Below are 24,674 nucleotides of genomic sequence, written 5' to 3' on the forward strand. Positions count from 1 at the left end.
TATCGGTGGGCGAAAGCGACCGCCGTTCCCTATGATCAAGCTCTCTGGGACGTGCACGTTCGCTGACATGCGAAGGAGACCGTCGATGGTCGCACGCTGGACCGGATTACCCCTGCTCGCGGCGGTGGTGGCGTTGGCGGCGGGCTGCGTCAACCCCGACACCGGGGGCGCCCCGACGGCGCAGCCGAGTCCCAAGGGCCAGAGCCGCGTCGCGTTCTTCGGCTTCGCGAAGGCGAACTCGTTCACCGCCGCCACGTTCGCCGGCGTCGAGGAGCACGCCAAGTCCCGCGACGCCACGGCCGAGTTCTTCGACCCCAACTTCGACGCGCAGACGCAGGTCCGCCAGATACAGGACGCGGTCACCTCCAAGCGCTTCGACGTCTTCGTCATCCAGGCCAACGACGGGGCAGCGGTGGTCCCGGCGGTCCGCTCCGCCGTACAGGCGGGGATCGCGGTCGTCGTGCAGTTCACCCCGCTCGGCACCCGCTACGACACCGCCGAGCCGCAGGTCGAGGGGACGATCACGCTGATCGACGTGCCCACGGTGAACGGCGCGGCCCTGGCCGAACTGGCCGTGCGCGCCTGCGCGGGCAAGAAGCCGTGCGAGATCGCCTACCTGGAGGGCCTGAAGGCGCTCCCGCTCGACAACGCGCGCACCGACGCGGCCGTCGGGGCGCTGAAGAAGGCGGGCATGAAGGTCGTCGCCCAGGTCGAGGGCGGATACACCCAGGACAGCGGGCGCAAGGCCATGCAGGACGTGCTCCAGCGCGCGCCCGGCGTCGACGTCGTCGTCGGCTCCTCCCAGGCGATCGCCGGCGCCGAGGCGGTCGCGAAGGGCAAGCCCATCCTGTACGTCGCCAACGGCGGCTCCCGCCAGACGGTCACCGCGGTCCAGGAGGGACGCTGGTTCGCCGCCTACTACCTGCCCGTCCGCACCCTGGGCGCCAGGGCCGCCGAACTGGGACTGGACAAGGCGCAGGGCAGGCAGGTGAAGACGGGCAACCTGATGACCGACGTCATGCCGGGCAAGCACCTGGGCACCAAGGAGGTGCTGGCGGGCGTCACCGGCGAGTACGACGAATGACCGGCCCGCTCCTCCTGGAGGGCATCACCAAGAGCTACGCGGGCACGACCGTGCTGCACGGCGTCGACCTGCGCGTCGAGCCGGGACGGATGCACGGCCTGGTCGGCGAGAACGGCGCCGGCAAGAGCACGCTGGTCAAGGTGCTGTGCGGCGTCACCACGCCCGGCGCGGGCCGGATCGTCGCGGACGGCCGGGCGGTGCGGCTGGACAGCCCCCGGGCCGCGCGGGCGCACGGGATCGCGCTGGTGACGCAGGAGGTGGCGCTCGTCCCCCGGCTCACGGTGCTGGAGAACGTCGTCCTCGGCCGCTGGGCACACCGGGCGGGATGGTGGCGGCCGGGCGCGGACCGGCTCCTGCTCGACGGCTTGCTGGGCCGTACCGGATTCGCGCTCGACGCGGACCGGCCCGTGCGGGAGCTGCCCGTCGCCGACCAGCAGCGGGTGGAGATCCTGCGCGCGCTGGCGAGCGGCGCGCGGGTGCTGGCCCTGGACGAGCCGACGGCGCTGCTGCCGCGCACCGAGGCGGCGCGGCTGTTGGAACTGCTGGGCACGCTCGCGGCGGACGGGATGGCGATCGTGCTGGTGTCCCACCGGCTGGAGGAGGTGCTGTCGGCCTGCGACGTGGTCACCGTGCTGCGCGACGGCCGGCACGTGCTCACGGCGCCGGCCGCCGGGCAGACCCCGCGCTCGCTGGTCCAGCACATGGTCGGGCGCCCGGTCGAGGTCCTCTACCCCGAGCCCGCCCCCGTCGCCGCGGACGCACCGGTGGTGCTGTCGGCCACCGGGCTGCCCCAGGTGGAACGGCTTGAGGTCCGCGCGGGCGAGATCGTCGGGCTCGCTGGGCTGACCGGCAGCGGCAGGTCGGCGGTCCTGCGGCTGTTGTTCGGCGCCGACCGCCGCACCTCCGGCGACGTCGCGGTCGACGGCCATCCGGTACGGCCCGCCTCCCCCCGCCACGCGATGGCGCGGGGCATGGCCCTGGTACCCGAGTCCCGCAAGGAGCAGGGCCTGGTCCTGGTCCGCTCGCTGCGCGAGAACCTGGCGCTGGCCGGCCTGTCCGCCCGCCAGCGCGCCGGGTTCGTCCGGCGGGCCGCCGAGGCCCGCGAGGCCGGTCAGTGGCTCGACCGCCTCGACGTGAGGGCGGCCGATCCCAAGGGCAGGGCCGCCGGCCTGTCGGGCGGCAACCAGCAGAAGGCCATGTTCGGCAAGTGGCTCATGCGCGAGCCCAAGGTGCTGCTGGTCGATGAGCCGACCAGGGGCGTCGACGTCGTGGTGAAGGTGGAGATCCACCGGCTGCTGGTCGGGCTCGCGGCACGCGGCGTGGCCGTGCTCATGGTGTCATCGGAGATCGAGGAGGTGCTCGGGCTCTCGCACCGCGTGCTGGTGATGCGCGGCGGCCGGGTGGCCGGCGAGTTCGCGCGCGGCGCCGCGGAGCGCGAGGACGTCATGGAACTCGCCTTCGCCGGGCGGCCGCGATGAGAGTACGCGACTCCGGGATCCTGCTGGCGCTGTTCGTGCTGGTGGTGGCGCTGTCGCTGGCCACGCAGACGTTCCTGACCCAGGGCAACCTGGTCAACCTGCTCGACCAGGCCGTCATCGTGGGGCTGCTGACCTGCGGGATCACCCTGTGCATGATCTGCGGCGTGTTCGACCTGTCGGCGAGCGCGGTGCTGGCGGTCAGCGCCGTCGTGGGCGTGCTGGTCGCGCGCGGCGGCGGGGTGGCGCTGGGGTTCGGCGCCGCGGTGCTCGCGGGTGCGCTGCTCGGGGCGGTCAACGGGGCCGCCGTCGTGCTGCTGCGCGTGCACTCGTTCATCGTGACGCTGGCGCTGAGCATCGTCTACCGGGGGCTCGCGCTGGTCATCACGGCCGGGGCGATCGTGTACCCGGATCCGGCGCGGCTGACGGAGTTTCAGTCGCTGAGCTGGCCCACGGCCCTGGGCGGGGTGACCGTACCGTCGTTGCTGCTGCTCGCCGTCTCGGCGGTGACCTCGCTCGTGCTGTGGCGGACCACGCTCGGGCGGCGCGTGTACGCCGTCGGCGGCAACCCGGAGGCGGCCAGGCTGTCCGGCATCCGGGTGGGGCCGGTGCGGATCGTCGTGTTCACGATCAGCGGGGTCTGCGCGGCGCTGGCGGGCCTGGTGCTCGCGGCCCGCGGCGGATCCGCGCAGGCGAGCATGGGCACGCTGCTGGAACTCAGCGCGATCGCCGCCGCCGTGATCGGGGGTACCAGCATCCTGGGCGGCGAGGGCGCGATCTGGCGCGGCATGATCGGCGTGCTGATCCTGACGCTCATCGGCAACGGGTTCAACCTGCTCGGATGGGATACGACATACCGGCCGATCGTCGAGGGACTGCTCATCCTTGCCGCCGTCGGCACGGACTACGCGTTACGGCACCGCGAGGAGTAGCCGAAAGATCGCGAATAATGAGTGTTCATACCGTTAGCATCTGTTCATCGGATTGCGCTGATCAAAGGTGTGACGATGAGCAACCCCACGCGCGTGCCCTCCGGGATCAACCCGAACGTGCCCAACGCCGCGCGCATGTACGACTACTACCTCGGCGGCAAGGACAACTTCGCCGCCGACCGCGCGGCGGCAGAGAAGATCATGGCGCTGGGGCCCAGCCGCCAGATCTGCCTGGCCAACCGGTGGTTTCTGGGCAGGGCCGTACGCCATATCGCCAACCTGGGCATCCGCCAGTTCATCGACCTGGGCACCGGGCTGCCCAACCAGAACAACGTGCACGAGGTCGCCCGCCGGATCCACCCGAGCGCGCCCGTGGTCTACGTGGACCACGACCCGGTCGTCATCGTCCACGCGCGGGCCCTGCTGGCCGACGTGGACGGCAACACCGCCATCGCGCACGCCGACATCCGCGAGCCGGGAACGATCCTCGACCATCCCGACGTGAAGCGGCTCATCGACTTCAGCCGGCCGGTCGGGGTGGTGTTCCTGGGCGTGCTGCACTGCATCCCCGACGAGGACGATCCGTACCAGGTGGTGCGGGCCTTCTCCGAACGCATGGCGCCGGGCAGCTACCTGGTCGTCTCCCACCTGACCGACGACGCCCATCCCGAGGTGGGGGTGGCTGCCAGGAAGGTGTACGACAAGGCGGACACGCCCCTGCTGCACCGGAGCTTCGCGCAGATCTCCCGCTTCTTCGACGGGTTCGAACTGGTCGAGCCCGGCGTGGTCCACGTGGCGGACTGGCGGCCGGAGGAGCCGTGGGAGGAGGACCCCGAGGGCAGCGAGTGGTGGTACGTCGGCGTCGCCCGCAAACCCGAGATTCCTCCCCGCACACCCTGACCACCCCTGGCAAGCGCCGACCACCCCTGGCACACCCTGACCACCCCTGGCAGGCGCCGACCACCCCCGGCAGGCGTCGACCACCCCCGGCAGGCGCCGACCACCCCTCACGAGCGCCCAGACCCCCTCGCGAGCGCCTGACCTCCCCTCGCGAGGGAGCGCCTGACGGCCGCCGCGCGCCAGGGCCCGCGACGGTCCCGCGGCCCGGTCAGACGACGCCGTCCGCGCGCATCTCCTTGAGCACGTCCCTGGCCGCGTCCAGGGTCAGGTCGATGTCGGCGTCGGTGTGCGCGCCGGAGACGTGGTTGCGCTTGAGCGCCATCGGCAGCATCAGGAAGCCCTTGCCGGTCATCCTGCGGTGGAAGGCCGCGTACGCCGCGTGGTCGTTGCGCATCAGGTCGCGGTAACCGGAGACCGGGCCGGTGCCGAAGTAGAGCACGAACACACCGCCGAACCCGCTGACCGTCGCGTCCACGTCGAGTTCGGCGGCGATCTCGCCGAGCCCGTCGCGCAGGCGCTGCCCCAGCCGGTGCGTCCTGAGGTAGAAGTCCGGGTTGTCGCGCAGGTGGCGCATGGTGGCGACGGCGGCGTGGGCCGCGACCGGGTGGCCGTTGAAGGTCCCGGCCAGCAGGACGTCGGCAGCGAACCGCTCCATCAGCTCGCGCGGTCCGGCCAGTCCCGCCGTCGGGAAGCCGTTGGCCATCGCCTTGCCGAAGGCGGTCAGGTCCGGCAGCACCCCGCACACCTGCTGGTATCCGCCGAGCGCGTGGCGGAATCCGGTGATCACCTCGTCGAAGACCAGCAGCGCGCCCTCCTGCCTGGTCAGCTCGCGCAGCCCCTCGACGAACTCCCGCGTGGGCACCAGAGCGCCGACGTTGTGCGGGATCGGCTCCAGGAAGACCGCGGCGATCTGCTCGGGATGGGCCTCGAATAGGGCGCGCACCGAGTCCAGGTCGTTGAACTCGGCGATGAGCGTGGCGTCCACGGCCGAGTCGAGCAGCCCGGCGGACAGCGGGTCGCGGCCGTAGGCGGACTCGGGCTTGGAGATCACGTTCCTGGCCAGGGCGTCGCCCCAGCCGTGATAGCAGCCCTGGAACTTGACCAGCAGCGACCGGCCGGTGACCGCGCGGGCCAGGCGGACCGCCTGGACGGTGGCCTCAGAGCCGCTCATCGTGGTGATCATCATCTCGGCGGAGGGGATGAGCTCACAGGCCAGCTCGGCCAGCTCGACCTCGATCGGCGTCACGCCCAGGCCCATCAGGTCAATGCCGTCGAGGGCGGTCAGGACGGCCTGCCGTACGGCCGGATGGTTGTGACCGAGCAGAACGGCGCCGAAGGCGGCGTGGTAGTCGAGGTAGCGGTGGCCGTCGGCGTCACTCACGTAGGCGCCGTCGGCGGCGGTGAAGGCGTACGGCGCGCCGACCTGGCGGGTGGCGGAGTTGACGCCTCCCGGCAGAACCCGGCGCGCGGCCTCGTCGATCGCGTGTCCCAGCGGACGGTGTAATTCCACAACTGCTCCTTACGTGAAAAGACGTTCCATGTCGCGGAAGTTACGTGGAAGGAGATTCCACGTCAACCCTTGACATCGGCCTGGGCACGCACGAAGGATGCACGCATGGAAAGAGGTTCCACGTCGGTGGGCGTGCTCGTGATCGGTGCGGGCGCCATCGCCGACCAGCACGTCGCCGCGTTATCCAGCGATCCACGAGGGCGGCTGGCCGGCTTCGTCGACACCAGCGCCGCCCGCGCAGAACAGGCCGCGCGGGCCCGGGGTGGCGTCCCCTGGACCACCGATCTGGCCGAGGCGCTCGCCTGGCCCGGCGTCGACGCCTGCGTCCTGTGCACCCCCAACGACACCCACGACGAACTCGCCGCCCGCGTCGCCGCGGCCGGCAAGCACCTGCTGGTGGAGAAGCCGCTGGCGACCACCGTCCCGGCGGCCCGCAAGACCGTCGAGGCTTTCGCCGCCGCCGGCCGCACCCTTTCCGTCGCGCACTCGCACCGCTTCTACGACTACGCCCGCACCGTCCGCGAGGAGATCGCCTCCGGCGCGCTCGGCCGCCCCCTCCTGGTACGGCTGGCGCTGCTCGGCGGCTGGATCTGGCCCGACTGGCGTACCTGGGTGATCGACCGCGAACGCTCCGGAGGCCACGCCCTGCACAACGGCGTCCACCTGCTCGACCTGGTGACCTGGTGGATCGGCGACGAACCGGTCAGCGTGTACGCCAGAGGCCAGCGCAGGACCGCCGCCGAACTGGACGTCCACGACCACCTGGAGATGGTCGTCACCTACGCCGGCGGCGCCACCGCGATCTGCGAGATGAGCCGCGCCCACCGCCCCGCGAGCCTGAGCGCCCGCGACGTCGTCGTCCAGGGCAGCGAGGGCCTGCTGACGATGGAGTGGGACGGCGAGGGCGTGCTGCTCGCCGACGAGCGCGGCACCCACCTGGCCGCGGAGGGCCCGGCCGCGGGCTTCGCCGCCCAGCTCTCCGCCTGGCTCGACACCGTCACCGGCGCCGCGGGCGCCGGGGTCGCCGGCGACGAGGCCCTGCTGGCGGTGGCGATGGGCGTCGCCGCCGAACGCTCGATGGAGCTCGGCCGCCCGGTGACACTGGAGGAGGTCCGATGAGGGTTCTCGACGTCCTGCTGGTCGGCGAGTACGGCCTCGGCCACCAGAACCACCAGCGCGACATGTACGCCCCCGCCTTCGAGGCGCACCCGGGCTTCCGCGTCACCGGCCGTACCGAGGCCGACGACCCGCTCGACCGGCCGGACGCCGACGTCGTCAGCGTCTGCGTGCCCTACGAGCGGCGCGTCGAGGTGGTCACACGCGCCCTGCGCGCGGGCAAGCACGTGCTGGTCGACAAGCCGATGGCGCTGACCGCCGCCGAGTGCGCGCGGATCGCCGAGGTGGCCGCGGGCACCGGCCTGGTCTGCCTGCCCGCCCACCACCAGCGTTTCCAGCCCGCGGTCAGGGTGGCGCGGGAGGCGATCGCCGCGGGCAAGGTCGGACTGCCGTGGAACGTGCAGGCCGACTTCCTCGTCGCGGGCGGCGGCGCGGTCTGGCCGCTCGGCGAACTGCTCAACTTCGCCCCCTACGCCACCGACGCCATCCACGCGATGACCGCACTGCCGGTCACCGCCGTATACGCCACCGGCGGCGCCCGCTTCCAGAACAGCCCCCTCCAGAACAGCCCCTCCCAGGACGGACCCGAGGACCTGGTCACGCTCTGCCTCACCCATGAGCGCGGCATGACCAGCACCGTCGTGGCCGGCCGTACACCGGCGATGCCGGGAGCGGGCGGCCTGTCCCTGCACCGCTACCGCGTCGCGGGCTCGCACGGCACGCTGCTGGCCGACGCCAACCGCCCGGCGGCGCGCGTGCTGACCACCGCAGGAACGCCGCGTGCCCCGTGGGCGGGGCCGTCCACGGTCGATCGCATGCTCACCGAACTGCACACCGCCGTCGTCGCCGGCCAGCCCGCCGAGCTCGGACCCGCCGACGCCGTGGCCGCGCTGCGCGTCGTCGAGGCCGCCCGCCGCTCGCTGGCGTCCGGCCAGGTAGAGGAGGTCCTGTCGTGAAGCTGCTCACCTACCGCCACGACGGCGTCGTACGGCACGGCCGCCTGCTGGACGGCGACGTGATCGAGGAGTGGGGCGAAGGCGACCTGGCGACATGGCTGGCCGGCTCCCGGAAGAAGACCCTGGCGACCGTGCCGCTGGAGGCCGTCGAGGTTCTCACCCCGCTGCTGAACCCGGGCAAGCTGCTCGGCGTCGCCGCCAACTACCAGGACCACGTGGCGGAGGCCGGTGCCGAACCGCTGGACAAGTCCCGGATGGCGCCCCGGCTGTTCCTCATGCCGCCGACCGCGCTGCTGGCCCACGGCCGCCCCATCCCGCTGCCCGCGGTCAGCGAGCAGGTGGACTGGGAGGCCGAACTGGCCGTCGTGATCGGCCGCACCGCCAAGGACCTGGACGTGGAGACGGCCCTGGACGCGGTGGCCGGGTACTGCGTGGCCAACGACGTCTCGGCCCGGTCGGTCGGCTACGGCTACCCGCGTGACCTGGACGACCCGGCCGTGCGCTTCTTCGACTGGCTGGCCGGCAAGTGGCTGGACGGCTTCGCGCCGCTGGGGCCGTACCTGGTCACCGCGGACGAGGTCGGCGACCCGCAGACGCTCGACGTCGAGCTGCGCGTCAACGGCCGCGTCAGGCAGCGCGGCTCGACCAAGGACATGATCTTCACGGTGGCGGAGCTGGTGGCCTTCGCCTCCCGTCTGATGACGCTGAGCCCGGGGGACGTGCTGATGACCGGCACCCCGGCCGGCGTCGGCGCCACCACGGGGGAGTTTCTCGCCGCGGGCGACGAGGTCTCGGTCTCGATCTCCGGCCTCGGCACGCTGGTCAATCCCGTCTCGCCCATGGAGCCCTCATGATCCGTCCGCTCGGCGTGCTGGCCGCCGCCGTCCTCGTGCTCGCCACCGGCTGCTCCGACCCCACCAACTCCGGCTCCAAGACCGCGCAGGGCGGCGCGCTCAGCGTGTACCTGTACCAGAAGCCCAAGCGCTTCAGCCCGCTGGACCCGCTCACCGGCCCCGACCAGCAGGTCATGCAGCTCGTCTACGACAACCTGCTGACGGTCAACGACCGCTACGAGTACGAGCCCCGCCTGGCCGAGCGCTGGGACGTCACGCCCCGCAAGGTCGTCTTCCACCTGCGCAAGGGTCTGAAGTGGAGCGACGGCACGCCGTTCTCCAGCAAGGACGTGCTGTTCACCTACAAGCTGCTGGCCGACGCCAAGCTCGGCAGCGCCATGGCGGGCAAGCTCGCCGGAGCCACCTTCGAGGCCCCCGACGCGGACACGTTCGTCATCAAGCTGGCCAAACCGAACGTGGGCTTCCTCAGCCTGCTGGCCGGGCCGTTCGGGTTCGTGCTGCCCGAGCACGTGCTCGGTTCCGTGCCCGCCGCCCAGCTCACCGGGCACGCGTTCTTCAACAAGCCCACGGCCGGCATGGGCCCGTACACGTTCGTGCAGTACAAGACCGACCAGTACGTGGAGCTGGCCGCCAACCCGAACTACCGCAAGCCGGTGTCCATCCCCAAGATCTTCCTCAAGCCGGTCAGCTCCGACGTGGCGACGGCGCAGCTGGGCACCGGCGAGATGGACCTCGTCCAGATCTCCCCCACCGACCTGCGGGCCGTCGGCGCGCTCAAGGGCGTCACGGTGGCGGGCCGGCCCAGCCCCGGCTTCCTCAGGATGGCCGTCGACCAGACCGACAAGCGCTTCGCCGACCCCCGGGTACGGCAGGCCATGCTCCACGCCATCGACAGGAAGGCCCTCGTCGACAAGCTGCTCGCCGGAAAGGGCCGGGTGCAGAACTCCTCCTTCGTCGCCGCCTGGGCCCTGCCCGAGACGCTCGCCGGCTACGCCTACGACCCGGCCAAGGCCAAGACGCTGCTGGCCGAGGCGGGCTGGGACGCGTCCAAGCCGGTCACGCTGTCGTGGATCCCCGGCCAGCGCGACCGTGACGCCGCGGCGACCGTGGTGCAGAGCTCGCTGGCGGCGGCCGGGGTGAAGGTCGAGCTCAAGCAGGTCCAGGCGGCCCAGCTCCTGCAGTCGTACGAGGATCGCAGCTTCGACCTGGCGTTGTTCGGCGGCGGCACCTACGCCGTCGACCCCTCCAGCAGCGTGCCCATCCTCGGCTGCGGCGCCTTCTACCCGACCGGCGGCAACATCAGCGCCTTCTGCGACAGGTCGCTCGACAAGCTGACCGCCGAAGCCGACGGCATCTCCGGCCAGGACGAACGCGCCGGGCTGTATCGCCAGGCGGCGGAGAAGGACAACGCGCAGGTGCCGTACCTGTGGCTGTACAACCCGGACACCCTCTGGGCCAGCAGCGCGCGGCTGCGGGGCTTCAAGCCGAGCGGCGACTTCGTCTCCGGCTTCTGGAACGCCGACGAGTGGACCCTGGCCGGCTGATGCTCGCCTTCCTCGTGCGCCGGCTCCTGGTCAACGCCGCCGTCTTCCTGCTCATCAGCGTGGGGGTGTTCGTCCTGGTCCAGTCGGTCCCCGGCGACCCCGTCCTGATGATGGTCAACCCCGAGCAACTGCAGTCGGGCGGTCCGGAGTTCCTCGCCGCCAAGCGCGCCGAACTGGGACTGGACGCCCCGGCGTTCGTCAGGTACCTGATCTGGCTGCGCGACGCGCTGGGCGGCGACCTCGGCTACTCCTTCGTCAGCCGCCGGCCCGTGGCCGACGTGTTGCTGGAGCGGGTGGGCCCGACGGTGCTGCTCATGTCCACGGCCCTGGTCATCGGGCTGCTGCTGGCGGTGGCGGTCGGCACCCTGGCCGCCGTGCGGCGCAACACCGCGGTGGACTACGCCGCCACCGCGGCGAGCCTGGGCACCATCTCGGTGCCCAGCTTCTTCCTCGGCATCGCGGCGATCTACGTCTTCGCGCTCAAGCTCGGCTGGGTGCCGTCCTCCGGCATGTCCACGCCGGGCGACGGCGGCGGCGCCGACGTCCTGGCCCACCTGGTGCTGCCCGCCGCGATACTCGGGCTGTCGATCGCGGGGCCGTTCACCCGGTACGTGCGCGCGGGACTGCTGGCCGAGCTGGGCGCCGACTACGTGCGCACGGCCGAGGCGAAGGGCGCCGGTCCCGGCCGGGTGCTGCTGCGCCACGCGCTGCGCAACGCGCTCATCCCGCTCATCACCGTCGTCATGATCTACGTCCCGCAGCTGCTGGCCGGAGCCGTGGCCCTGGAGCAGGTCTTCGCCTGGCCGGGCATGGGCCAGCTCGCGGTCAGCTCCATCGGCCAGCTCGACCATCCGGTGGTGATCGGGTTCGCGATGTTCATCGCGGTGCTCGTCCTGATCTGCAACCTCGCCGCCGACCTGCTCTACGCGGTGGCCGACCCGAGGATCAGCCTGTCATGACCACGCAGATCATCCCCCGCTCCCCCACCCGGCTGGCGGCCAGGCGCTTCCGCCGCAACCGGATGGCGCCGGCCGGCGCGGTCTTCCTCGCCGTGATCGTGCTCATGGCGCTGGCCGCGCCGCTGGTCAGCGGGTACGACCCGAACGCGGTGGACCTGTCCGCCTTCCGCGAGCCGCCCTCGGCCGCGCACCTGCTCGGCACCGACTCCTCGGGACGTGACGTCTTCGCCAGGCTCGTCCACGCCGGGCGGGTGTCGCTGCTGGTCGGCCTGATGTCGGCGCTGGCGGCGGTCGTCCTCGGCGCGCTGCTGGGGGCGCTGGCCGGCATGTTCGGCGGCCCGCTCGACGCGGCCGTCATGCGGGTGGCCGACGTGGTGCTGTCGTTCCCCTCGCTGGTCGTGGTCGTCGTGCTGGCCGGCGTCCTCGGCCCCAGCACCGCGATGCTGGTGGTGGTCTTCGCCGCCTGCAACTGGCCCACCGCCTGCCGCGTGGTGCGCGGGCTCACGCTCGCGCTGCGCGAGCAGGAGTACGTGCAGGCCGCGCGGGCCTTCGGCGCCGGCCGGCTGACCATCGTCTTCCGTCACGTGCTGCCCGCCGTACTGTCGCAGGTGGCGGTGGTCGGCACGCTGCTGGTGGCGCAGATGATCCTGCTGGAGGCGGTGCTGTCCTTCCTCGGGCTCGGCGTCCAGCCGCCCCAGGCGAGCTGGGGCAACATGCTGAACGACGCCCAGAGCCTCACCCTCATCCAGACCATGCCGTGGCTGTGGCTGCCGCCCGGCCTGGCGATCGCGCTCACCGTGCTGGCGGTCAACTTCGTCGGCGACGGCCTGCGCGACGCCGTCGACCCGAAGGGGGCCCGCGCATGAGCCCGCTGCTGCAGGTGGACGACCTGGCCGTGGAGTTCCCCACGGAGGACGGCGTCGTACGCGCCGTGGACGGCGTCAGCCTCGACGTACGGCCCGGCGAGATCCTGGGCGTCGTCGGCGAGTCCGGCTCGGGCAAGAGCGTCACCGCCATGTCGGCGCTCGGCCTGATCAGGCCGCCGGGCCGGATCGTACGCGGCTCGGTGACCTTCGACGGCGAGGACCTGCTGGCGCTCCCGGCCCGTCGGCTGCGCCGGATCCGCGGCCGCCGCATCGCCATGATCTTCCAGGACCCGATGACCGCGCTCAACCCGGTGGTGCCGGTGGGCGCGCAGATCGCCGAGGCGATCAGGCTGCACCAGCCACGCCTGTCACGCGCCGCCGTACGGGCCAGGGTCCTGGAGCTGCTGACCGCCGTCGGCATCGCCAACCCAGCCGACCGGTACGGCAGGCATCCCCACGAGTACTCCGGCGGCATGCGCCAGCGCGCGATGATCGCGATGGCCATCGCCAACGAACCGGACCTGCTCATCGCCGACGAGCCCACGACCGCGCTCGACGTGACCATCCAGGCGCAGGTGCTCGGCCTGCTGGACACCGCCAGGCGCGAGGCGGGGGCGGCGGCCATCCTCATCACCCACGACCTCGGCGTGATCGCCGAGCTGGCCGACCGGGTGGCGGTCATGTACGCGGGCCGCGTCGTCGAGCACGGCGACGTGCACCAGATCTTCGCCGCGCCCCGGCACCCGTACACGGCGGGGCTGCTGGCCAGCCGGCCGAGGCTGGATTCGACCGGCGAGCTGACGGCCATCCCGGGCAGCCCGCCGAACCTGCTGGCGCCGCCGCCCGGCTGCGCGTTCCAGCCCCGGTGCGGGCTGAGCGAAGGGCGGGCGGCCTGCCGTACGGACCGGCCGGAGGCCGCGGCGGTCGGGCCGGGCCACCACTCTGCCTGCCACTACCACGAGGAGTTGGTGTGAGCGAGCCCTTGCTCTCCGTCGAGGGTCTGGTGAAGCACTTTCCGATCCGGTCGGGCGTGCTGCGCAGGCAGACCGGGGCGGTACGTGCCGTGGACGGGGTCGATCTGGCGCTGCGCGCCGGCCGTACCCTGGGGCTGGTCGGCGAGTCCGGCTGCGGCAAGACCACCACGGGCCGGCTGGTCGTACGGCTGGCCGAGCCCACCGCGGGCCGGATCGTGTACGGCGGCCGGGACCTGGCCAAGCTCTCCCCCGCCGAGCTGCGTCCGCTGCGCGGCGAGATCCAGATCGTCTTCCAGGACCCGTACTCGTCGCTGTCGCCCCGGCTGACCGTGCACGAGATCGTCGCCGAGCCGCTGCGCTCCCAGGGCCGTTACCGCGACGGCGGCCGGGAGCGTGTGGCCGAACTGCTGGACATGGTCGGGCTGCTGCCCGAGCAGGCCAACCGCTACCCCCACGAGTTCTCCGGCGGCCAGCGCCAGCGCATCGGCATCGCCAGGGCCCTGGCGCTCGGTCCGCGCGTCCTGGTGCTGGACGAGCCGGTCTCGGCGCTGGACGTCTCCATCCAGGCGCAGGTGGTCAACAAACTGGCGGAACTGCAGCGGGAGCTCGGGCTGGCGTACCTGTTCATCTCGCACGACCTTTCCGTTGTGCGGCACGTGTGCGACCGGGTTGCGATCATGTATCTCGGCCGTGTCGTGGAGGAGGGCGAGCGCGAAGAGGTCTTCCAACGGCCCGCCCATCCCTACACCAGGGCGCTGATCTCCGCGGTGCCCATCTCGGACCCGTCCGCGCGCGGTGACCGGGAGCGGATCGTGCTCACCGGAGACGTGCCCAGCCCGGCGGATCCGCCGTCGGGCTGCCATTTCCGTACCCGCTGCTGGAAGGCCCAGGAGCGGTGCGCGGCCGAGGCGCCCGTACTGACGGGGGCCGACCACCGCGTCGCCTGCCACTTCCCCGAGGAGAACCCCGATGCTCGACTCCCTGCCCGACACGCCGCCGGCTCCCGCTGAGCCGGTGACCATCGAACCGGTCCGCCGCGACGGCGACACGCTGTTCGCATCAGGCCAGGTCGCCATGGCGGGAGACACGCTGATCGCCACCGGGCCCGTCACCGACCTGGACACCGCCCGGCACTGCGCCTGGCAGTGCGCCCGCAACCTGATGGCCGCGGTCCGGGAGCACACCGGCTCCCTGGAGGACGTCCACGCGGTGAAGCTGACCGTCTACGTGGCGAGCGCGCCCGGCTTCACCGAGCAGCACCTGGTCGCCCACGCCGCCTCGCAGCTGGTCCTCCAGGTGCTGGGCCCCGGGCGGGGCAGGCACGCGCGGGCCGCGATCGGCGTGGCCGCCCTGCCACTCGGCAGCCAGGTCGAGGTCGAAGGCGTCTTCCGTGTCGGCTGACCATGGGCAGCTCGCCGACGTGGTGCTGGCCGGCGGGTTGCTGGTCGATGGCACCGGCGCGCCCGCGCGCCCGGCCGACGTCGAGGTGACGGGCGCGCGGATCAGCGCCGTCCGCCCGCCCGGCACCGGCCGCGCCGCCCGCGTACTGGACGTCGCGGGCCGCGTGGTCTGTCCCGGCTTCGTCGACGTCCACAGCCACTCCGACCTGGCCCTGCTGGCCAACCCCCAGGCCCACAGCAAGGTACGGCAGGGCGTCACCACCGAGATCGTGGGCAACTGCGGCCTCGGCGTGACCCCGGCTGCCGACCAGGCGGCGCTCAGGGCCGCCGTCGCCTTCATCGACCTGGACCCGGCGCTGCCCTGGCCGCAGGGCGGCACAACCGGCCACCTGCGCGCCCTGGAGGCGGCCGCCCCGTCCCTGAACGTCGCCACCCTCACCGGCCACCTCCCGCTGCGCGCGAGCGCCGTGGGCTTCGCCGACCGCCCCGCCACACCCGCCGAGCTGGGCGCGATGCGCGAGGAACTGGCCCGCTCGCTGGAAGAGGGCGCGCTGGGCCTGAGCACCGGCCTCATCTACGCCCCCGCCAGCTACGCCACCGAGGCGGAACTGACCGCGCTCGCCGAAGTGGTCGCGGAAGCGGGCGGCGTCTTCGCCTGGCACCTGCGCGACTACACCGACACGCTGACGGAGTCGGTGGCCCAGGCGGTACGCGTGGCCGAAGCCACCGGCTGCGTCACCCAGATCTCCCACCTGGCCGCGGTCGGCCGCCGTAACTGGGGCGCCGTCGCCAGGGCGCTCGACCTCATCGGCGACGCCCCGGTCCACGTGGACGTCTACCCGTACCTGGCCGGCAGCGCGAACCTGTCGCAGCTCCTGCCCGGCTGGGCCCACGAGGGCGGCAGGACGCGGGAACGCCTGGCCGAGCCGGGAGCCCGCGACCGCGTTCTCGCCGGATGGGCGCGGCGCTGGTGGGACTGGCCGGACATCCACGTCGACGGCAACCCGCTGGAGTCCGGCGAACAGGCGCTCGACCTGATCACCGAGCACGGCAACGCCGTCACGATGGTCGCCTTCGGACGCTGCGAGGAGGACCTGCTGACCGTCCTGCGCCACCCCGCGACCATGATCGGCTCGGATGGCTTCGCGCTCGACCCCGGCGGCCTCACCGGCGGCGCCACGCCGCACCCGCGCTCCTACGGCTGCTACCCCCGGCTGCTCGCCCGCTACGTCCACGAGGGCGCGCTCACGCTGGAGGAAGCCGTGCGCAAGAGCACGGGGCTGCCCGCCGAGGTCTTCGGCCTCGACGGCCGCGGCCTCATCGAGGAGGGCGCGGCGGCCGACGTGCTTGTCCTCGACCCCGGCACGCTCAATGATCTGAGCACGTTCGACCGACCACACCAGTTCCCGTCAGGGGTGGAGCTCGTCCTGGTGAACGGCGTCGCCGTCGTGGAGGGCACAGGCCACACGGGCGCCGGACCGGGCCAGGTGCTACGCGCCCGCGGCCAGATCGGAGTCAGCGCATGAGGAGAGGCACCGAGAAGCGGAGCATCGACGAGGACAAGCCCGCGGCGGCCAACTACCACGCGCACGCACTCGCGCGCGGCCTGGCCCTGCTGGAACGGCTGGCCACCAGCCGCCACCCGGTGACCCTGTCGGAGCTGTACGAGGAGACGGGACTGCCCAAGAGCACGCTCGTCCGGCTGCTGTCCGTGCTGGCCGAGACCGAGTACGTGGTGCGCGTGGACGAGCGGCCGTCGTTCCGGCTCGGCCACAAGGTGCTTGACCTGTCCACCGCCTACGTCTCCACGCTCGACGCGGGTGCCTCGGCCCGCGGGCACCTGGCCGAGCTGGCCAAGCGGACCGGGCAGACGGCCAACCTCGGCGTCCTGGACGGCACGCAGGTGCTTCATCTGTGCGTCGAGGAGCCTGACCGGCCCATCCGGTACATGGCGATGAGCGGCTCGCGCGACGACACGCACGCCACCGGGCTCGGCAAGCTGCTGCTGTCGCGGCTGGAGGAAGGTGAGCTGCCGGGGTTCCTGCCCGCGGAGCCGTACCGGAGCAGGACGGAGCACACGCGCACCACCTTCGCCGAGCTGCTCGCGGACCTGCGTGTCACCCGCGAGCGCGGCTACGCCTTCGACGACAACGAGAACAGCGTCGGGCTGCGCTGCCTGGCCATCCCGCTGGAGGCGGGCGGCGAGGTCCTGGCGTCGCTGAGCGTCTCGGGACCGGCCGGCGAGCTCGAACCGGTCCGCCACGAGGCGCTGCTCGCCGAACTGCGCGCCACCGCAGGAGCGATGCTCGCCGACCACGAGCTCGTGACGGCGCTGCGCGTGGTGACCCGCTCGCTGCTCCCCGCCGCGGAAGGACGAAGCCGATGACCCCACGTGCGGGGAAACAGAAGCAAATGACCGACGCGCGGGGAAACCGCGGCGAATGACCGACGTGCGGAAAGGACGCGGCCGATGATCGACGTGCACACCCATTGCATGCTCGCCGAGGACTGGGGGTGCGAGTGGGACGACCACTGGCGGCCGGTGTACGGCGGGCCCTGGCAGGACGTGACCCCCGAGGACTACGACCGGGCGATGACCGGCGTGCGCGCGGCGTTCGTGTTCGGCATCCGGGCCACCTCGGCGGGCGTGGCCACCTCCAACGAGCACGTGGCCCGCTTCTGCGCCGGCACCCGTACCGAGACGGTCGGCTTCATGGCGCTCGACCCCACCGACCCCGACGTGCTTGAGCAGCTCGCCGACGGGGTGGGACGCGGGCTGCGCGGCATCAAGCTCTACCCGGTGCTGGCCCACTTCGATCCGCGCGACCCCGCCCACGACCCCTTCTACGCGGCCGCCGCGGCGGCGGGGCTGGTGGTGCTGTGGCACATGGGCGCCACCCCGAGCCCCGCCGGCGACCTGGACGTCACCAACCCGCTCACGGTGGACGCCGTCGCCCGCCGCCATCCGGAGCTGACGCAGATCATCGCGCACATGGGCCACCCCTGGCAGCGCGAGACCATGATCGTGCTGCGTAAGAACCGGCGCGTGTTCTCCGACGTGTCGGCCAGCTGGGCCAGGCCGCTGGACGGGTACCTGTCGCTGGTGCGCGCCCAGGAGTGGGGAGTGACGGACAAGCTGCTGTTCGGATCCGACTTCCCGCTGTGGACGCCGGACGAGGCGGTCAAGGGCCTGCGTTCCCTCACCGGCATCCGCGTGCCCGGTCTGGAGGGCGTACGGCAGGAGACCCTGGACGCGCTGCTCGACGCCGACCCGCGCCCGCTGCTGGGGCTCGCGTGAGAATCCCGCTCGACGAGCTGCCCACGCCCGCGCTGCTGATCGACCTGGCCAAGCTGGAGCGCAACCTCGCGGACATGGCCGGGCTGGCCGCCTCCGCCGGGGTGGCGCTGCGCCCGCACTTCAAGGCGTCCAAATGCGTCGAGGTGGCGCGGCGGCAGCTCGGCCACGGCGCCGCCGGGTTCACCTGCGCCACGATGGGCGAGGTCGAGGCCCTGCTGGAGGCGGGGATCGACGATCTGGTCTGGGCACACCAGCCGGTCGGGCCCGCCAAGGTGCGCTTCGCGGTGCGTACCGGGGTGACGGTGGCGCTCGACTCGGTGGCCGCCGCCGAGCCGCTGGCCGCCGCCGCCCGTGCGGCGGGGGTGCGGCAGCCGTACCTGCTGGAGGTGGACACCGGGATGGGGCGGGCGGGCGTCGCGCCCGCCGAGGCCGTGCGGACGGCCGCCCAGCTGGAACGGCTGGGCGGGCTGAGCCTGCGCGGCGTGCTCACGCACGAAGGCCATCTGATGACCTATCTGGGCGATCCCGGCGGGCGGGAGAAGGCCGGGCGGCGGGTCGGCGAGACGATGGCGGGTGTGGCCGCGGACCTGCGCGCGGCCGGGCACGACTGCGCGATCGTCTCGGTGGGTTCGACGCCGGGGGCGGCCAGCGCGCCGTTCGTGCCCCGGGTGACGGAGGCGCGGCCCGGCACCTACGTCTTCTACGACGGCAACCAGGTGGCGCTCGGCACCGCCGAGGAGTCCCGGTGCGCGCTGACCGTGCTGACCCGGGTGGTGAGCGTGCCGCGGGGCGAGGACCTGGCCATCGTCGACGCCGGGCTGAAGGCCATGAGTTCCGACGCCTCGGTCAGGGGCAGCGGGTTCGGCACCGTGCTGGGTGTCTCGGGCGTCGCCTTCGGCAAGGCCAACGAGGAGCACGGTTATCTCACCGGCGCGGGCGGCCTCCGGGTCGGGTCCCTGGTGTCGGTGCTGCCCAACCACGGCTGCGGGGTGGTGAACATGTGGAGCGGCGCCTACGTCGTCGACGACGGCTTCGCGGTGGACCGCTGGCCCATCACCGGCCGCCACTGAAACGCCACGACGCCGCCGCCGAGCACCAGCAGCCCGATCCCGGTGCCGGCGACCGAGCCCGAATGCGCGATCCAGCGATCGCCGCCGGGCAGGCGCGTGGCGGTGACCCGCTGCGGGTCGGTCCGTCCGTCGTGGTCGACGAACGTCAGTTCCGTGCGCCGCCTCGGCTCGACCGGAGGACTGCCCTCGCGGTGGGCGCGTAACGCCGCGAGTTCGGCCCGGCGGACGGCCGCGTCGTTGGCGCGCAGTTGTTCCGGGCTCTCGCCGTCGCAGTGCCAGACCGTGCCGCCCTTGACCATGACCGAGCGGCACTCGATCCGGGTGAACACGTGGGTCTCCAGCCCGAACGCGCCGGTCCCGACGGCGATCACGCCGACCCCCAACGCCGCCGCGACCGCTCCGGCCGCCATCATCGCTCGCATGACGCCTCCACCCTACGGCGCGAAAGTCGTTGGCGGCGGGCAGCGGCGGCTGGGCATGATGGCGGGATGATCGACACCGGGCTGCAGGGACGTGTGGCGCTCGTGACGGGCGCCAACCAGGGGATCGGAGCCGCCTCCGCGGTCGCGCTGGCGGGGCAGGGGGTCGCGGTCTTCCTGACGTACAAGCGGCTGGAGCCGGTGGACCACCCGGCCTTTCCCGCCCGGTACGACGTCCTGCGCGCCGCGAGCGCCGACGAGGTGGTCGAGCGGATCCGGCGGGCGGGCGGGGTGGCCGAGTCGGCGGAGGCGGACCTGTCCGACCCGGAGGCGCCCCGTGCGCTCTTCGAGCGGGCGGAGGAGACGCTGGGGCCGGTGGAGATCCTGGTCAACAACGCCACCGGCTGGATCGGGAACACCTTCGAGCCGCGCGCCGCCGACGACCTCGGCCGCCCGCTGCTGCTGGTGGACGCTGCCGGTCACGACCGGCAGTTCGCGGTGGACGCGCGGGCGGTGGCCCTGCTGATCGCCGAGTTCGCCACCCGCCACATCGCGCGGAAGGCGACCTGGGGGCGGATCATCGGCCTCACCTCGGGCGGCCCCGGCGGCTTCCCCACCGAGGTCTCGTACGGCGCGGCGAAGGCGGCCCAGGAGAACTACACGATGTCGGCCGCCCACGAACTGGGCAAGTACGGAATCACGGCCAACATGGTCTACCCGGCGGTCACCGACACCGGGTGGATCAAGAAGGAGGACGAGGAGAAGCTGCGCGGACTCAGTCCCCTGGGGCACATCGGGCAGCCGGAGGACGTGGCGGACGTGATCACGTTCCTCGCCTCCGAGCAGGCGCGGTGTGTCACCGGTCAGCTCGTCAGGCTGTACTGAACGGCCTGCCCAGGGCGGGCAGTACGAGCCGGTCGACGATCGCGGCCAGTTCGCCGCCGGTGGGTGTCGCGCCGTTGATCAGGTGCTGGACGGTGATCAGCGCCGGGCCCGCCGCGCAGACCTCGGGCGACACGGCGGCCGCGCCGATCTCCCCGCGCTCGACGGCCCGGCGCAGGCTCTCCTCGATCGCGTCCAGGTGCGGGCGCAGCAGCCGATCCCGCAGCGTCTCCACCAGCTCGGGATGCCGGGCGCGCTCGCCGACCACCGCCCCGAGCGCGGCGCCGAGGTCACCGGCCAGGACCTGCTCGGTCATCCGGCGGAAGTGGACCAGCAGATCCTCACGGAGGTCACCGGTGTCCACCGGTCCGCCGGTGGCCGACAGCGCGTCGGCCAGCGCGTCGAGCACCAGCGCTTCCGGCGTGTCCCAACGCCGGTAGAGCGGCATCCGGCCGGAACCCGCGCGGGCGGCGATGCCCTCCATCGTGAGCCGGCGGAACCCCACCTCGGCCAGCTCCGCCAGCACGGCCGCGTAGATCGCGTCCAGCAGGGCCTGCCCACGCCGCCGCGCCTTCTTCACCTGCTCGGACACGCGGGCTCCTCTCGCGCAGCGGCCGGCCGCACCCGGGCATTGTCCCGCATCCGGGTCCTCGCCCGCCGCCCGCGTACGGCCGGCTGGACCCTCACCCGAGCACGCGGGTACTTCACTCCTTTAGATACACTGATGCCTCTAATTGAGAGACAGTAGCGTACCTATAACGTGGAACAATCTTTCACGTTGACATGGAACGGGATTTCGCGTTCGATCGCGGCAACCCCCCAGGAGGTCGTATGTTCCTCAAGGCGTTAGCCGTCGCCACCCTGCTCCTGACCAGCACGCCGGACGTGCAGATCATCAGCCCCGACAACAGCACCTGCCGCCCGTGGGACCCCGCCCTGACCAGGGAGCAGAACGAGACCGTCGAATGCCCCTGGTTCCCGTCCATCGTCACGCTCGCCAACGGCGACCTCTACCTCGCCTACAGCTGGAGCGTCTCCCACTCCCACTCGGGCGCGGTCGCCGCCCGGCGCAGCACCGACGGCGGCCAGACCTGGTCCGCCCAGCAGATCATCGCGAGCGACCCGGACCCGCTGACGGTCGACGTGAAGGAGCCCAGCCTCACGGTCCTGCGCGACGGCACCCTGCTGATGGCCTACTACGACTACCGGCCCTCACGCGGCAACCGCCGCCAGGTCTACGTCAAGCGCTCCACCGACAACGGCGTCACCTGGTCGGCGCCGATCCTGCCGCCCAGCCTCATGTACGACAGCGGCAGGGCCAGCGTCGCCGTCAACGGCGAGATGGTCGAGCTCGACAACGGCGACATCCTTCTCCCCGTGTACGGCTACCGCCACTACTCCGGCTCACTCGGCGGCTCCGGCGCCCACGTCCTGCGCAGCCGGGACGGCGGCCTGACCTGGGCCAAGAGCGACGAACGGGTCGCCATGTGGGAGGGCCCCGTCTACGTCGCCGGCACCACCATCGGATACGCGGAGCCCGCCCTGGCCAACCTCGGCGGCGGCCACGTGATGATGGTGGCCAGGACCTCCAACAACGGCGACGTGATGCGCGTCAGCCACTCCTACGACGGCGGCGACACCTGGAGCGCCCCGGTCAACGAGCCCACGCTCAAGGGCCACGCGCCACACCTGCTCAAGCTGCGCGGCGGCAGCCACCTGCTGACGTACGGCGACCAGTCGGCGACCTGGGTCGGCGGCCGTCCCGTGGCCGGGCGCATGTACATCGACTCGCGCGGCTGGTCCGCCACCCAGAGCCAGCTCATCTACCGCAACCCCGGCATCTTCTCCGACATGAGCTACCCGGGCAGCGTCCAGCTCGCCGACGGCCGCGTTCTCACCGTCTACTACGACCGGGGCCAGGGCATCCTCGGCGGCAACTACGTCACGCCCACCCCGGACCGGCTCGACCTGGCCGCGCTGCACCAGGCGGGGACGCTGACCGTGTCCACCGACCTCACCCACACCGCGCCGAGCCGGCCGTCGATGGGACCGCTGGGGCCGATCGACGGTGACCTCACCTACTGGCACGCCGCGGGCGCCGGGACCGCCGCGCCGCCCGCCCGTTACTGGCAGGCCGATCTCGGCGGGCCGTACCCGATCACCGAGGTGGGGGTCGTGCTCAAGCCCGGATACCACGAGTCGGCCAAGGTCGAGGTGTCGGCGACCGGGTCCGGCGACTGGCAGCAGGTGCGCGCGTACACGATGGCCCGCACCGACACGCTCGACTGGACCACTCTGGCGGCGCCGCGCGAGGCCAGGTACGTGCGCGTGACCATCACCGACACGACCGGCAACGGCCACGCGATGCTCACCGAGGTGGCGGTCCGCGTCGCCCCGACGGGCTTCACCGGCTAGAACCCGGCAGAGGGCGCGTGATCCGATCGGGATCACGCGCCCTTTTCTCTGCCCAGACCTTGACGAACAACATCCACGGGTCTAAAACAAAGTGAAACCACACTGAAACGGCGGTGAAACAACAGCATGTACGCCGAGGAGCGCCAGCAGGAGATCCTGCGCAGGGCGCGCGAGGCCGGTCGGGTGGACGTAGTGGCACTGGCAGAGAGCTTCGACGTCACGACGGAGACCGTCCGCCGCGACCTCACCGTGCTGGAGCGGGCCGGCGTGCTGCGCCGCGTGCACGGCGGGGCGATCCCGGTCGAGCGGCTCGGCTTCGAGCCCGCGCTGGCCGCCCGCGACGAGGTGATGACCGCCGAAAAGGAACGCATCGCCAAGGCCGCCCTCGCCGAACTGCCCGACGACGGCTCCGTGATCATCGACGCGGGCACCACGACCGGCCGCCTGGCCCAGGTGCTGCCCGCCGATCGGGAGCTGACCGTGGTCGTGAATTCCCCGCCGCTGGCCACGGTCCTGGCCACCCGGGCCAACCTGACCGTGATCATGCTGGGCGGCCGGGTCCGCGGGCGTACGCTGGCCACGGTCGACGACTGGGCACTGCGTCCGCTGGCCGACCTGCACGTGGACGTGGCGTTCATGGCCACCAACGGCTGCTCGGTCGCCAAGGGCCTCACCACGCCCGACCCGGCCGAGGCCGCGATCAAGCGGGCGATGATCGCGGCCGCCGAGCGGAGCGTGCTGCTCGCCGACCACACCAAGTTCACCAACACCTACTTCTCCCGCTTCGCCGCACTGGACGAGATCGACGTGGTGATCACCGACACCGGCCTCGACCCGGCCACCGCCGCGGATCTGGCGGAGGCGGGGCTGGAGGTGGTCCGCGCATGATCCTCACCCTGACGCTCAACCCGAGCCTCGACCGCACCATCGAGGTCGGCGAACTGTCCCGCGGCGCGGTGATCAGGGCGGGAGCGGCCAGGCTCGACCCCGGCGGCAAGGGCGTGAACGTCTCCCGCGCCCTCCTCGCCAACGGCGTCGTCTCGTGCGCGGTGGTGCCGTTCGGCGGCGACGAGGGCAGGCGGCTGGTCCATCTCCTGGCCGACGAGGGCCTGGAGATGGTGATGGTCCCGGTCAGGGGCGCCACCCGCTCGAACGTGGCCCTGGCCGAGCCCGACGGCACCGTCACCAAGATCAATGAACCGGGCACCGCGCTGTCGGCCGACGAGCTCGACACCGTCGCCGAGGCCGTCCTGTCCGCCGCGCACTCGGCCGACTGGGTGGTCGCCTCCGGCAGCCTGCCGCCGTCGGTCCCCCAGGACGTCTACGCGGTGCTCTGCCGCCGCTTCACCGGCGCGGGCATCCACGTGGCCGTCGACACGAGCGGCCCCGCCCTCATGGCCGCGGTCGCCGCCGGTCCCGCGCTGGTCAAGCCCAACCGCGACGAACTCGCCGACGTGACCGGCCGCCCGATCACCCGCCTGGGCGACGCCGTGGAGGCCGCGGAGAAGCTGCGCGCCGCGGGCGCGCGCTCGGTGCTGGCCAGCCTCGGCGCGGCCGGCGCCGTCCTGGTCGCGGAGCACGGTGTCTGGTACGGCGACTGCCGCGTCGAAGAACCGCGCAGCACGGTGGGCGCCGGCGACGCCATGCTGGCCGGCTTCCTGGCCCACCTCTCCCGCTCAGCCGACCCGTCCCACTCCTCCCGCCCGGACAGCCCAGCCCGCCCGGACAGCCCAGCCTTAAGGGACGACCAACCCCGCCGGGACGGCTCAGCCTTCAGGGGCGGCTCAGCCTTCAGGGGCGGCTCAGCCCGACCGGACGGCCCCGCCTGGCGGGACGGCTCACCGGGGGACGTGCTCCTGGCCGATCCGCTCGCCTGCGAACGCGCGTTACGCGAGGCGCTGGCCTGGGCCGCCGCCGCCGTCGAGCTGCCCGGGAGCCGCATGCCCCACCCCTCCGACATCCGCCGCGACCGTGTCCGGCTGCTTCCCGCAGATCCGTCCACCCCCCTGGGAGAGTAACC

At 72.5% G+C, this 24,674-nt stretch carries 24 protein-coding genes; 21 read left to right on the plus strand and 3 right to left on the minus strand.

All coding sequences use genetic code 11. The features are described from left to right. The first annotated feature begins 85 nt into the window (after positions 1-85). The 4 genes from ACIBKY_RS41020 to ACIBKY_RS41035 all read left to right on the plus strand — a co-directional run bounded on the left by ACIBKY_RS41020 (position 86) and on the right by ACIBKY_RS41035 (position 4,391). Entirely contained in the window at positions 86-1,084 is a 999-nt protein-coding gene (locus tag ACIBKY_RS41020) for a sugar ABC transporter substrate-binding protein (RefSeq protein WP_397105679.1), read from the plus strand. Beyond that, the gene (locus ACIBKY_RS41025) at positions 1,081-2,562 is read left to right on the plus strand and encodes a sugar ABC transporter ATP-binding protein (protein ID WP_397105681.1); all 1,482 of its coding nucleotides are present in this window, start codon (positions 1,081-1,083) and stop codon (positions 2,560-2,562) included. The genes ACIBKY_RS41020 and ACIBKY_RS41025 overlap by 4 nt, the downstream gene beginning before the upstream one ends. Then, positions 2,559-3,491: an ABC transporter permease gene (locus tag ACIBKY_RS41030; protein ID WP_397105683.1), complete on the plus strand. Its 933-nt coding sequence runs from the start codon at positions 2,559-2,561 to the stop codon at positions 3,489-3,491. Before ACIBKY_RS41025 ends, ACIBKY_RS41030 begins: the two co-directional genes overlap by 4 nt. A gap of 75 nt (positions 3,492-3,566) precedes the next feature. Continuing rightward, the gene (locus tag ACIBKY_RS41035; RefSeq protein WP_397105685.1) at positions 3,567-4,391 is read left to right on the plus strand and encodes an SAM-dependent methyltransferase; all 825 of its coding nucleotides are present in this window, start codon (positions 3,567-3,569) and stop codon (positions 4,389-4,391) included. A 208-nt stretch (positions 4,392-4,599) separates the two neighbouring features. Here ACIBKY_RS41035 and ACIBKY_RS41040 read toward each other — a convergent pair whose 3' ends face one another. Further along, on the minus strand, positions 4,600-5,901 hold the full coding sequence (locus tag ACIBKY_RS41040; RefSeq protein ID WP_397105687.1) for an aspartate aminotransferase family protein: 1,302 nt from the start codon (positions 5,899-5,901) through the stop codon (positions 4,600-4,602). A 105-nt stretch (positions 5,902-6,006) separates the two neighbouring features. Here ACIBKY_RS41040 and ACIBKY_RS41045 point away from each other — a divergent pair, with 105 nt between their 5' ends. From ACIBKY_RS41045 to ACIBKY_RS41105, 13 genes are all read left to right on the plus strand, one after another. Continuing rightward, positions 6,007-7,020, plus strand: coding sequence for a Gfo/Idh/MocA family protein (locus ACIBKY_RS41045; protein WP_397105689.1), 1,014 nt, complete (start codon positions 6,007-6,009; stop codon positions 7,018-7,020). Further along, complete coding sequence (locus tag ACIBKY_RS41050) at positions 7,017-7,973, plus strand: Gfo/Idh/MocA family protein (RefSeq protein WP_397105691.1); 957 nt, start codon at positions 7,017-7,019, stop codon at positions 7,971-7,973. Before ACIBKY_RS41045 ends, ACIBKY_RS41050 begins: the two co-directional genes overlap by 4 nt. Next, complete coding sequence (locus ACIBKY_RS41055) at positions 7,970-8,827, plus strand: fumarylacetoacetate hydrolase family protein (protein WP_397105693.1); 858 nt, start codon at positions 7,970-7,972, stop codon at positions 8,825-8,827. The genes ACIBKY_RS41050 and ACIBKY_RS41055 overlap by 4 nt, the downstream gene beginning before the upstream one ends. Further along, positions 8,824-10,371 (plus strand): ABC transporter substrate-binding protein, encoded by a 1,548-nt coding sequence (locus tag ACIBKY_RS41060; RefSeq protein WP_397105695.1) that lies wholly within the window; start codon positions 8,824-8,826, stop codon positions 10,369-10,371. The genes ACIBKY_RS41055 and ACIBKY_RS41060 overlap by 4 nt, the downstream gene beginning before the upstream one ends. Then, positions 10,371-11,330 carry an ABC transporter permease gene (locus ACIBKY_RS41065; protein WP_397105697.1) on the plus strand — a complete coding sequence of 320 codons (960 nt, stop codon included), beginning with the start codon at positions 10,371-10,373 and terminating at the stop codon, positions 11,328-11,330. Before ACIBKY_RS41060 ends, ACIBKY_RS41065 begins: the two co-directional genes overlap by 1 nt. Continuing rightward, on the plus strand, positions 11,327-12,196 hold the full coding sequence (gene opp4C, locus ACIBKY_RS41070; protein ID WP_397105699.1) for an oligopeptide ABC transporter permease: 870 nt from the start codon (positions 11,327-11,329) through the stop codon (positions 12,194-12,196). Before ACIBKY_RS41065 ends, opp4C begins: the two co-directional genes overlap by 4 nt. Next, entirely contained in the window at positions 12,193-13,170 is a 978-nt protein-coding gene (locus ACIBKY_RS41075) for an ABC transporter ATP-binding protein (RefSeq protein ID WP_397105701.1), read from the plus strand. Before opp4C ends, ACIBKY_RS41075 begins: the two co-directional genes overlap by 4 nt. Next, on the plus strand, positions 13,167-14,180 hold the full coding sequence (locus tag ACIBKY_RS41080) for an ABC transporter ATP-binding protein (RefSeq protein ID WP_397105703.1): 1,014 nt from the start codon (positions 13,167-13,169) through the stop codon (positions 14,178-14,180). The genes ACIBKY_RS41075 and ACIBKY_RS41080 overlap by 4 nt, the downstream gene beginning before the upstream one ends. Next, positions 14,140-14,571 carry a RidA family protein gene (locus ACIBKY_RS41085; protein ID WP_397105705.1) on the plus strand — a complete coding sequence of 144 codons (432 nt, stop codon included), beginning with the start codon at positions 14,140-14,142 and terminating at the stop codon, positions 14,569-14,571. The genes ACIBKY_RS41080 and ACIBKY_RS41085 overlap by 41 nt, the downstream gene beginning before the upstream one ends. Further along, on the plus strand, positions 14,561-16,096 hold the full coding sequence (locus ACIBKY_RS41090; protein ID WP_397105707.1) for an amidohydrolase family protein: 1,536 nt from the start codon (positions 14,561-14,563) through the stop codon (positions 16,094-16,096). The genes ACIBKY_RS41085 and ACIBKY_RS41090 overlap by 11 nt, the downstream gene beginning before the upstream one ends. After that, entirely contained in the window at positions 16,093-16,956 is an 864-nt protein-coding gene (locus ACIBKY_RS41095; protein WP_397105709.1) for an IclR family transcriptional regulator, read from the plus strand. The genes ACIBKY_RS41090 and ACIBKY_RS41095 overlap by 4 nt, the downstream gene beginning before the upstream one ends. 84 nt (positions 16,957-17,040) lie before the next feature. Continuing rightward, positions 17,041-17,868 carry an amidohydrolase family protein gene (locus ACIBKY_RS41100; protein WP_397105711.1) on the plus strand — a complete coding sequence of 276 codons (828 nt, stop codon included), beginning with the start codon at positions 17,041-17,043 and terminating at the stop codon, positions 17,866-17,868. Next, positions 17,865-18,938, plus strand: coding sequence for an alanine racemase (locus ACIBKY_RS41105; RefSeq protein WP_397105713.1), 1,074 nt, complete (start codon positions 17,865-17,867; stop codon positions 18,936-18,938). Before ACIBKY_RS41100 ends, ACIBKY_RS41105 begins: the two co-directional genes overlap by 4 nt. Here the strand turns inward: ACIBKY_RS41105 and ACIBKY_RS41110 are convergent. After that, entirely contained in the window at positions 18,881-19,360 is a 480-nt protein-coding gene (locus ACIBKY_RS41110; RefSeq protein WP_397105715.1) for a hypothetical protein, read from the minus strand. The genes ACIBKY_RS41105 and ACIBKY_RS41110 overlap by 58 nt on opposite strands. Before the next feature lie 66 nt (positions 19,361-19,426). On the opposite strand from ACIBKY_RS41110, the gene ACIBKY_RS41115 reads away from it, so the two are divergent. Next, a complete protein-coding gene (locus ACIBKY_RS41115; protein WP_397105717.1) occupies positions 19,427-20,242 on the plus strand; it encodes an SDR family NAD(P)-dependent oxidoreductase in 816 nt (271 codons plus the stop codon). Here the strand turns inward: ACIBKY_RS41115 and ACIBKY_RS41120 are convergent. After that, entirely contained in the window at positions 20,229-20,831 is a 603-nt protein-coding gene (locus ACIBKY_RS41120) for a TetR/AcrR family transcriptional regulator (RefSeq protein ID WP_397105719.1), read from the minus strand. The two genes, ACIBKY_RS41115 and ACIBKY_RS41120, sit on opposite strands and share 14 nt — an antisense overlap. Before the next feature lie 239 nt (positions 20,832-21,070). Between ACIBKY_RS41120 and ACIBKY_RS41125 the strand changes: the two genes are divergently transcribed. The 3 genes from ACIBKY_RS41125 to ACIBKY_RS41135 all read left to right on the plus strand — a co-directional run bounded on the left by ACIBKY_RS41125 (position 21,071) and on the right by ACIBKY_RS41135 (position 24,672). After that, positions 21,071-22,654, plus strand: coding sequence for an exo-alpha-sialidase (locus ACIBKY_RS41125; protein WP_397105721.1), 1,584 nt, complete (start codon positions 21,071-21,073; stop codon positions 22,652-22,654). A gap of 126 nt (positions 22,655-22,780) precedes the next feature. After that, positions 22,781-23,542: a DeoR/GlpR family DNA-binding transcription regulator gene (locus ACIBKY_RS41130; RefSeq protein ID WP_397105723.1), complete on the plus strand. Its 762-nt coding sequence runs from the start codon at positions 22,781-22,783 to the stop codon at positions 23,540-23,542. After that, positions 23,539-24,672 carry a 1-phosphofructokinase family hexose kinase gene (locus ACIBKY_RS41135; RefSeq protein WP_397105725.1) on the plus strand — a complete coding sequence of 378 codons (1,134 nt, stop codon included), beginning with the start codon at positions 23,539-23,541 and terminating at the stop codon, positions 24,670-24,672. The genes ACIBKY_RS41130 and ACIBKY_RS41135 overlap by 4 nt, the downstream gene beginning before the upstream one ends. The last annotated feature ends 2 nt before the right edge of the window (positions 24,673-24,674 follow it).

It is taken from the genome of Nonomuraea sp. NPDC050394 (assembly GCF_044459065.1).
GTDB lineage: Bacteria > Actinomycetota > Actinomycetes > Streptosporangiales > Streptosporangiaceae > Nonomuraea.